The 8,908-nt window shown below is 65.3% G+C and carries 10 protein-coding genes; 6 read left to right on the forward strand and 4 right to left on the reverse strand.

Features of this window, described 5'->3' with window-relative positions; all coding sequences use genetic code 11:
* Together KGM94_RS20555 and egtD are read left to right on the forward strand one after the other, a co-directional pair.
* On the forward strand, nt 1-354 hold a 354-nt coding region (locus KGM94_RS20555; protein ID WP_300263508.1), incomplete at its 5' end, for an SUMF1/EgtB/PvdO family nonheme iron enzyme.
* A 50-nt stretch (nt 355-404) separates the two neighbouring features.
* Nucleotides 405-1,376 carry an L-histidine N(alpha)-methyltransferase gene (gene egtD, locus KGM94_RS20560; RefSeq protein WP_300263510.1) on the forward strand — a complete coding sequence of 324 codons (972 nt, stop codon included), beginning with the start codon at nt 405-407 and terminating at the stop codon, nt 1,374-1,376.
* A 24-nt stretch (nt 1,377-1,400) separates the two neighbouring features.
* Here egtD and KGM94_RS20565 read toward each other — a convergent pair whose 3' ends face one another.
* Nucleotides 1,401-2,591, reverse strand: a complete 1,191-nt coding sequence (locus KGM94_RS20565; RefSeq protein ID WP_300263512.1) for a low temperature requirement protein A — start codon at nt 2,589-2,591, stop codon at nt 1,401-1,403.
* A 23-nt stretch (nt 2,592-2,614) separates the two neighbouring features.
* Nucleotides 2,615-2,851: a BolA family protein gene (locus KGM94_RS20570; protein WP_300263514.1), complete on the reverse strand. Its 237-nt coding sequence runs from the start codon at nt 2,849-2,851 to the stop codon at nt 2,615-2,617.
* Between the two features lie 194 nt (nt 2,852-3,045).
* On the opposite strand from KGM94_RS20570, the gene KGM94_RS20575 reads away from it, so the two are divergent.
* Nucleotides 3,046-3,405, forward strand: a complete 360-nt coding sequence (locus KGM94_RS20575) for a DUF427 domain-containing protein (RefSeq protein WP_300263515.1) — start codon at nt 3,046-3,048, stop codon at nt 3,403-3,405.
* 59 nt (nt 3,406-3,464) lie between these two features.
* Here the strand turns inward: KGM94_RS20575 and KGM94_RS20580 are convergent, their stop codons facing one another.
* Nucleotides 3,465-3,638, reverse strand: coding sequence for a DUF1328 domain-containing protein (locus KGM94_RS20580; RefSeq protein ID WP_300263517.1), 174 nt, complete (start codon nt 3,636-3,638; stop codon nt 3,465-3,467).
* A 198-nt stretch (nt 3,639-3,836) separates the two neighbouring features.
* On the opposite strand from KGM94_RS20580, the gene KGM94_RS20585 reads away from it, so the two are divergent.
* The gene (locus KGM94_RS20585; protein ID WP_300263518.1) at nt 3,837-5,018 is read left to right on the forward strand and encodes an acyltransferase; all 1,182 of its coding nucleotides are present in this window, start codon (nt 3,837-3,839) and stop codon (nt 5,016-5,018) included.
* A gap of 156 nt (nt 5,019-5,174) precedes the next feature.
* Here KGM94_RS20585 and purL read toward each other — a convergent pair whose 3' ends face one another.
* The gene (gene purL / locus KGM94_RS20590) at nt 5,175-7,388 is read right to left on the reverse strand and encodes a phosphoribosylformylglycinamidine synthase subunit PurL (protein ID WP_300263520.1); all 2,214 of its coding nucleotides are present in this window, start codon (nt 7,386-7,388) and stop codon (nt 5,175-5,177) included.
* A gap of 183 nt (nt 7,389-7,571) precedes the next feature.
* Here purL and KGM94_RS20595 point away from each other — a divergent pair, with 183 nt between their 5' ends.
* Both KGM94_RS20595 and KGM94_RS20600 read left to right on the forward strand, forming a co-directional pair.
* Nucleotides 7,572-8,048, forward strand: coding sequence for a PaaI family thioesterase (locus KGM94_RS20595; protein ID WP_300263522.1), 477 nt, complete (start codon nt 7,572-7,574; stop codon nt 8,046-8,048).
* Between the two features lie 73 nt (nt 8,049-8,121).
* The coding region (locus KGM94_RS20600; RefSeq protein WP_300263524.1) for an EamA family transporter at nt 8,122-8,908 on the forward strand (787 nt) is incomplete at its 3' end.

Consider the following 8,908-nt stretch of genomic DNA (forward strand, 5'->3'; position numbering starts at 1 on the left):
GACGCGCCGGTCTGTCACGTCAGCTACTACGAGGCCGATGCCTACGCGCGCTGGGCGGGAAAGCATCTGCCGACCGAGATGGAATGGGAGGTCGCCGCCCGCGCCGGCCAGCTCAACGATGTCTTCGGCATCGTCTGGCAATGGACCCGCAGCGCCTACTCGCCCTATCCGGGCTATCGCGCCATCGAGGGCGCGCTCGGCGAGTACAACGGCAAGTTCATGGTCAACCAGCTCGTGCTGCGCGGCTCCTCGCTTGCAACCCCGAGCGGGCACAGCCGTATCTCCTACCGCAACTTCTTCTATCCGCACCACCGCTGGCAGTTCACGGGATTGCGCCTCGCCGACTACGACTGAGTTCTCATCGACGACAACGGCGCGCCGGAAAGCGCGTTCAGGAGAGTATCATGAATGTGCATGCCAGCGCCTTGGCCGAAGCGCACCTTCCTGACGAACAGACCACCGCCTTTGCCCGCGACGCCGTCGAAGCCCTGTCGCAGCAACCCAAGCGGTTGTCACCGAAATATTTCTATGACGCGGCCGGCTCCGAATTGTTCGAGGCGATCACGCGCCTGCCGGAATATTACCCGACGCGCACCGAGCTTGCGATCCTGAGGAAACGCGGCAACGAGATCGCCGCGATCCTTCCGCGACATGCCGCGCTGGTCGAGTTCGGCGCCGGTGCGACCACAAAAGTCCGGCTGCTGCTCGAACATTGCAGATTCGCCGCATACGTCCCCGTCGACATCTCCGGCGACTTCCTCCACGCCCAGGCGAGCGGCCTGCGCAGGGATTTCCCCTCGCTCGCCGTCCATCCGGTGGCCGCCGACTTCACCGCGCCGTTCGCGCTGCCGGCCGCAGTGGCGGACCTGCCCAAGGTCGGCTTCTTTCCGGGGTCGACCATCGGCAATTTCGAGCCGCATGAGGCCGGAGGCTTCCTGAAGAGCGCGCGCAATATCCTCGGCGAGCGCGCGCTGATGATCATCGGCGCCGATCTCGAGAAGGACGAGCGCGTGCTCCACGATGCCTACAACGATGCCGCGGGCGTCACCGCGAAGTTCAACCTCAATGTGCTGGTCCGCATCAACCGCGAGCTCGGCGGCAACTTCGACCTGTCGGCCTTCACCCATCGCGCGATCTACAATCGCGAGCACCACCGCATCGAGATGCACCTCGTCAGCCGGAAGAGCCAGACCGTGCGCATGCTCGGCACGAGCTTTGCGTTCCGCCCCGGCGAAACCATCCATACCGAGAACAGCTACAAGTACAGCCTCGATCGCTTCGCAGGCCTGGCGCGCGGCGCGGGCTGGCGGCTGCGCCAGACCTGGACCGACGCAGCGCAAATGTTCTCGGTGCACGCGCTCGAAGCGGCCGAGTGAGCCGTCGCCGCGCCGGTCCGCGGTTCAAACCTCGACTTCCTCCGGCTTGGACCGCAGCGAGACCGACTCCCAGATCGCGACCGCGATCATGATGGCCGTTGTCGCGATCGACAACCACAACGGCGAGAAATCGGCCGCAAAATAACTCAGCACCAGAAGAAGGACGATTCCGACGCCGTGCGAAAGCTGCAGGAAGCCGCGGATCGCGTGCTTGAACAGGATGGTGCCGACCAGGAACAACAGCGGCCCGCCGATCGCGCTGAGCACGGTCCTGACGTCCGAATGGCCGGTGGGGTGTTTGAGCACGAGTTCGTCCGACACCGCGGTGAGGATGATGCCGGCGACGATCGGCATGTGCAGATAGGTGTAGGCGAGCCGCGCCAGCCGGCCGGACTCGGCGGACTTCGAGATCTGTTCGGAGCCGGCTTCGGCGCCCTTGTGGAAATAGACCCACCACATCGCGATGCTGCCGACGAGCGCCGACAGGAAGGCGAAGATGTTCTCCGCGGTCCAGCTCAGCTCGGCAAAGGTCGCGCCATTGACGACGACGGCTTCGCCGAGCGCGATGATGATGAAGCCGGCGCAGCGCTCGGCCATGTGGCCGCCCTCGACCGCCCAGGCCTCGACCGAGGACGGACCGAGCCGGGGGACCCAGAAACGCAACGCCGGCGCGACGTATTCGAAGGCGATCGCGGCGGCCCACAGCCACAGCCGCGCTCGCCCCTCGGCAAAGCCGCCCAGGACCCACGGCACGGCGGAGACGCAGAGCCACGCCAGGATGCGAATCGCATTGTGCCGCACCAGGGTCCGGTGCGCCGGCGTCGCGATCAGCCAGAACGCCGTCCGCCCGACCTGCATGGCGGCATAGGCGACGGCGAACCACAGACCGCGCCCCTCGAACGCGGTCGGGATCGTCGTCGACAGCACGAGCCCGCCCAGCATCATCAGGAACAGCAGGATGCGGACCGGCGTCAGCTCGGGATTGAGCCAGTTGGTGACCCAGGCGGTGTAGACCCAGACCCACCACACCGCGAGGAACAGCAGCGTGACCTGAACCGCGCCGAGCGGCGTGAAGCGGCCGAGCAGCGTGTGCGAGATCTGGGTGACGGCAAAGACGAAGACGAGATCGAAGAACAGCTCCGCATAGGTGACGCGGCTGTGCTGGTTCGGCACGATGACACGAAACATCGCGCCGCGAGGATTGTCCGCAGCCATGCCCGCCCTCGTTTGCGAAGAGATCAGCCCTCCGGCACCCCGGTCTGCAGCGCCAGCGCATGAAGCAAGCCGCCCATCTGGCCGCGCAGCGACTGATAGACGATCTGGTGCTGCTGGACGCGGGACTTGCCGCGGAAGGATGCCGAGATCACGGTCGCGGCATAGTGGTCGCCGTCGCCGGCGAGGTCCCGGATGGTTACTTCGGCATCGGGGATCGCTGCCTTGATCATCGCCTCGATATCGTGGGCGTCCATTGGCATTCTGCTATCACTCCTTCAGTTGCCCCTGACATCGAGGCTCTCGAATCAGCGCCTGCGTCCCCGGGACCGGCCGTCCAAACTTAGCGTGATCGGCCTTCTAGGTCAGCCTTTCGCGCACTATACTCCCTCATTCAGCGGGATAAAGGCACGACAAGGTGCCGCGCGCGGACGATCGAGCGAAAAGGCGTGAAATCATGAAGCTTCCCGGCCCCGACCACCCCATCACCATCACTCCCAATCCCCGCCGCGTGCGGGTGACCGCCGGCGATGTCGTGATCGCGGACACCACGAGCGCGCTGACGCTGAAGGAGGCGAAGTATCCCGCCGTGCAATATGTACCGCGGGAGGACGCCGACATGGCGCTGTTGGAGCGTACCGACCGCACCACCCATTGCCCCTACAAGGGCGATGCCAGCTATTACAGCGTCAGGGCCAACGGCAAGACGGTGGACAACGCGATCTGGACCTACGAGACGCCATTTCCCGCGATGGCGGAGATCGCCGGCCGCCTCGCCTTCTATCCGGACAAGGTCAAGATCGAGGAAGTGGGGTAAAGCTCCAACAGAGATCGTCGAACCCGGCCATGACGAGGCCGATGGACGTCACGTCATCGCTACGCCCGGAAGATCGTGAGCCCGAGTATCAGCAGCACCAGGAAGATCACGACGAAGACGTAGAACAGGAAACGGGCGATGTCGGCGGATGCGGCCGAAAGGCCGGTGAAGCCGAGCAGACCGGCAACGATCGAGATCAGCAGGAAGATCAGCGCCCATTTCAGGATTGTCATGGCTTGCTCCGGACATCGGCGCCGTCTCCGGCGGCCGTCAGACGAACTCGTGGGCCCTAACGGCGAAGCAGGGCACGGGTTCCCAACGGGAACGCAAAGCCGGAGGCACGCAGGGCGAGCCGAAACCAACGACTCACGAGAGCGTGCGCGGCCGGAACTTGTTGGAATATGGTTCCGGCCAGGACGAGACCGGGGGCGATGATTTCAGCCTTGCATACGGCAACGGACGCGCACGGCCATACGAAGGCGACGCCCCGCAACGTCGCACTCGATCGCGCGCGCACGTTCCTGACGCTCGTCGTGCTGCTGCATCACGCCGTCATTCCCTACACCCATTTCGGCCACACCGATCCGGCGTCCTGGATCGGCTTCGACATGATCGTGCTGGCGACCGACAGTTTCTTCATGGCGATGTTCTTCTTCCTGTCCGGTTTGTTTGCTTGGTCGGGAATCGCCCGCAAGGGGCCCCAGGACTATCTGGCAGACCGCCTCCGCCGGCTCGGCATACCCTTCGCGATCTGCGCATTCACGATCATACCGCTCGCCTATTACGCGATCTCGCTGCGGCATCATCCCGAGATCGGCTTTTCGCAGTTCTGGTGGACTACGATCACGAAGGGCCCGTGGCCAAGCGGACCGATCTGGTTCCTCTGGGTCCTGTTCGCCTTCGATCTGGTCGCATGCGTTCTATGCCGGCTGTCGCCCCACCTGCTCGATCCCGTCAACCGCCTCTCGCTGCGCGGGCGGCGGCGCCCCGCGGAATTCTTCGCGGTCATGCTGGCCCTCACCGCCGCGTTCTATGTCCCCGGGCTGATGTACTTCGGACCAAGCGATTGGTTCGAGTTCGGTCCATTCTCGGTCCAGCACGGGCGCGTGATGCTCTATGCGAGCTACTTCTTCTTCGGCGCCGGCATCGGCATTGCGAATATGGAGCGCGGGCTGCTCGCAGCCGACGGCAGGATGGCGGAGGTCAGTTGGGAGTGGACGGTGCTGGCGATCGTTCCGTACTGCCTCTTGTGGGCGCTGATCTTCGTCAAGCGCGAAGTCCTGGGGAATCCATCGCCACTACCGAACTGGTACGAAGCCATTTACGCGGTCTGCGTCACCGTCTTCAGCGTCGCCATCATGTTTCTGATCCTGGCCTTTTTCCAGCGGTTCAGGCGATCGGGCTCGGCCAGGCTGCTCGACCCGATGCAGGCGGACGCCTACGGCATGTTCCTGGTGCACTATCCGATCGTGCTGTGGCTGCAGTATTGGCTGTTCGACCACGACTGGCCCGCGATCGCGAAGGCAATGATCGCGTTCGTGCTGACGGTGATCCTGAGCTGGGCCGCGACGGCGGTCTTGCGGATGCTGCCAGGCGCGAAGCGGGTGCTGTGAAGCACGCTGCTTCAACACGTCATTGCGAGCGACGCGAAGCAATCCAGCGTCTCTCCGCGGATAGATTCTGGATTGCTTCGTCGCGTAGCCTGTCATCGGGCCGCGCCCCGCGCGGACCCGTTGGCTCCTCGCAATGACGGAGAATGCGGTGACGCCTCAGGCCGCCTTGCCGCCCATGTAGTCCGGCAGCCAGCGCTCGAACGCGGTGCGCAAGCGATCGACCGCGACCGGCGTCTCGCCGGAGATCGCGACGGCGTCACCGCCGGTGGTGCCGATGCGCGCGCAGGGCACGCCGCAGCCGCGCATCTTGGCGAGCACGAGACCGGCCTGATCTTCGGGCACGGTGACGACGTACCGCGCCTGGTCCTCGCCGAACCACCAGGCGTGCGGCACGAGCGCGGCAGGAGCGGCCAAGAGCCGCGCGCCGATGTTGCTCGCCATCGCCATCTCGGCCAGCGCGACCAGCAGGCCGCCGTCGGACAGATCATGCACCGCGGTCGCGGTGCCCGCATGGATCATGCCGCGCACGACGTCGCCGTTGCGCTTCTCGGCGGCGAGATCGACCGGCGGCGGCGCGCCCTCCTCGCGGCCGCAGACGTCGCGCAGATAGACGGACTGGCCGAGCCAGCCATGGGTCTCGCCGATCAACAGGATCGCCTCGCCCTCGGCCTTGAATGCGAGCGAGGCCGACTTGGTGAAATCGTCGAGCAGGCCGACGCCGCCGATCGAGGGCGTCGGCAGGATCGCGCGGCCGTTGGTCTCGTTGTAGAGCGAGACGTTGCCGGACACGACCGGGAAGTCGAGCGTGCGGCAGGCTTCCGAGATGCCCTTCAGGCAGCCGACGAACTGGCCCATGATCTCGGGCCGCTCCGGATTGCCGAAGTTGAGATTGTCGGTGATCGCGAGCGGCTTGCCGCCGACCGCGGTGATGTTGCGCCAGGCTTCCGCCACCGCCTGCTTGCCGCCCTCGAACGGATCGGCCTCGCAATAGCGCGGCGTGACGTCGACGGTGAGCGCCAGGCCTTTCGGCCCATCCTGCACGCGCACCACCGCGGCGTCGCCGCCGGGACGCTGCACGGTGTTGCCGAGAATGACGTGATCGTACTGCTCCCAGACCCAGCGCTTGCTGCAGAGGTCCGGCGTGCCGATCAGCCTCTCCAGCGCGGCACCGATGCCGATCGGCGTGGCCACTTCGCGCGCATGCACCACCGGCAGCGCGGGCGAGGCCACATGCGGGCGGTCATAAAGCGGCGCCTCGTCGCCGAGCTCCTTGATCGGAAGGTCGGCCATGAGGTCGCCGCCGTGCTTGACGCAGAAGCGCTTCGTCGGCGTGGTGTAGCCGACGACCGCAAAGTCGAGCCCCCATTTGCGGAAGATCGCCTCGGCCTCCTTCTCCTTCTCGGGCTTGAGCACCATGAGCATGCGCTCCTGGCTTTCGGAGAGCATCATCTCGTAGGCGCTCATGCCGGTCTCGCGTGTCGGCACCGCGTCGAGATCGAGGTCGACGCCGAGGTCGCCCTTGGCGCCCATCTCGACGGCCGAACAGGTCAGCCCCGCCGCGCCCATGTCCTGGATCGCGATGACGCAGCCCTTCTCCATGATCTCCAGGCACGCTTCGAGCAAGAGCTTTTCGGCGAAGGGATCACCGACCTGCACGGTCGGCCGCTTCTCCTCGGACTTGTCGTCGAACTCGGCCGACGCCATCGAGGCGCCATGAATGCCGTCACGGCCGGTCTTGGAGCCGAGATAGACGATCGGCATGTTCACGCCGGAAGCCGCCGCGTAGAAGATCTTGTCGGCGTCGGCGAGACCGACCGCCATCGCGTTGACCAGGATGTTGCCGTCATAGCGGGTGTGGAAGCGCACCTGGCCGCCGACCGTCGGCACGCCGAAAGAATTGCCGTAGCCGCCGATGCCCGCCACGACACCGGAGACGAGATGCCGCGTCCTGGCGTGCTCGGGCGCGCCGAAGCTCAGCGCGTTGAGGCAGGCGATCGGGCGCGCGCCCATGGTGAAGACGTCGCGCAAGATGCCGCCGACGCCAGTGGTCGCGCCCTGGTACGGCTCGATGTAGCTCGGATGGTTGTGGCTCTCCATTTTGAAGACCACGGCCTGGCCGTCGCCGATGTCGATCACGCCGGCGTTCTCGCCGGGGCCCTGGATCACCCAGGGTGCTTTCGTCGGCAGGCCGCGCAGATGGATGCGGGAGGATTTGTACGAGCAGTGCTCGTTCCACATCGCCGAGAAAATCCCGAGCTCGGTGAAGCTCGGCACCCGCCCGATCAGCTTCAGGATACGCTCGTACTCGTCCGGCTTCAGCCCGTGGGCGGCGACCAGTTCGGGGGTAATCTGCGGTTCGTTCTTGAGCATGGATTCGTCGCTTTCGGCGGGACCTCGCCGTTCTTAGGAAGATCGGAGGAACGGGAAAAGCCCCAAATGACGCATTTTCCCGCTGTCCCACGATTTGCGGCCGGGGCCTGCAGGAACAGGAATTGCACGGCGGGGACGGATCGGATTTAAGGGCAAAACACCAGCAATTGAAGGCCTCATTCCTTGCACGACACCACCAAATCGGCATTTTCCCACCGCCCCGACCTGCATATCGGCACCGAGGGCGAGTTCACGGGTTGGCGGACCTGGAGCCGCGACAGCTTTGAGACTCACAATGGCCCCTTCTGGCATCGCCAGGAGCCGGACGGCAGCATCCGCTCCGCCTTCCGGGTCGAGAAAAAGCATCTCAACGGCTCTCGCAACGTCCATGGCGGCTGCTTCATGGCGTTCGCCGATTACTGCCTGTTCGCGATCGCCTCGCCGATCCTGCAGGGGCCGGGCGTGACCGTAAATTTCGCCTGCGACTTCCTCGACGCGGGACGCGAGGGCGAACTCATCGTCGGCACCGGCGAGATCACCCGCGCCGGAGGCTCGCTGATCTTCCTGCGGGGACAATTGACGTCAGGCGAGCGAACGCTGTTCACCTTCTCCGGCACCATCAAGCGGGTGAAGCGGAAGCCCCCGCAGCCAAACGCATAGCTCGCCGCCTTTCCTTTTTGCGCTCCCCCGCTATGACTGGTTCGGCGCGTCAACGCGCGGGGAGCCAATCAGGGTGCCGCAGAGCACAGCGAGGACGGGCCACGCAACGGCGGCCGCGACAACGTCCGACACGCCCACGACCGAGCGGCCCGCGCGCGGCTGGCGCGACTATGTGCTGCTGCTCTGCCTCGCCTGCCTCTGGAGTTCGACCTATCCCTTGACCAAGATCGGGCTGGGCTCGATCCCGCCGATCACCTTCATCTCGGCGCGCTCGCTGATCGCGACCGCCTTCCTGTACGCGATCCTGCGTTTTCGCGGGCTGTCGATCCCGACCGACGCGAAGGCCTGGAAGCTGTTCGCATTCCAGCAGACCATCAATTCGACCATCCCGTTCCTGATCATCACCTGGTCGCAGCAATATGTGCCGGCGTCCAACACCGTGGTGCTGGCCTCGACGACGCCGATCTTCGCCTTCCTCATCACCTGGGCCATCACGCGCCACGAGCCGGCGACCCTCCTGAAGCTCGCGGGCGCGATCCTCGGGCTCGCCGGCACCGCCGTGATCGTCGGCCTCGACGCGCTGCACAGTTTCGGCAGCGAGATTGTCGCCGAGATCGCGATCCTGCTCGCCACTATCTCGTTTGCCTGCGCCACGATCTTCGGACTTCGACTGTCCGACTACGATCCGATGGTGGTGGCGTGCGGCTCGCTGTTTTTCGGCGGCATGGTGCTGCTGCCGGCATCGCTCATCATCGACCGCCCCTGGACGCTGCATCCGACGACGGCGTCGATCACCGCTGCCGTGACCATGGGCATCTTCTCGAGCGCGCTGGGACTGATGCTGTTCTACATGTGCCTGA

This window comes from Bradyrhizobium sp., assembly GCF_028868675.1.
In the GTDB taxonomy this organism is placed as follows: Bacteria; Pseudomonadota; Alphaproteobacteria; order Rhizobiales; family Xanthobacteraceae; genus Bradyrhizobium.

Coding starts and splice junctions, on each gene's coding strand:
- egtD (WP_300263510.1), top strand. CDS start 405: ATGAATGTGCATGCCAGCGCCTTGGCCGAAGCGCACCTTCCTGACGAA.
- KGM94_RS20565 (WP_300263512.1), bottom strand. CDS start 2,591: ATGGCTGCGGACAATCCTCGCGGCGCGATGTTTCGTGTCATCGTGCCG.
- KGM94_RS20570 (WP_300263514.1), bottom strand. CDS start 2,851: ATGCCAATGGACGCCCACGATATCGAGGCGATGATCAAGGCAGCGATC.
- KGM94_RS20575 (WP_300263515.1), top strand. CDS start 3,046: ATGAAGCTTCCCGGCCCCGACCACCCCATCACCATCACTCCCAATCCC.
- KGM94_RS20580 (WP_300263517.1), bottom strand. CDS start 3,638: ATGACAATCCTGAAATGGGCGCTGATCTTCCTGCTGATCTCGATCGTT.
- KGM94_RS20585 (WP_300263518.1), top strand. CDS start 3,837: ATGATTTCAGCCTTGCATACGGCAACGGACGCGCACGGCCATACGAAG.
- purL (WP_300263520.1), bottom strand. CDS start 7,388: ATGCTCAAGAACGAACCGCAGATTACCCCCGAACTGGTCGCCGCCCAC.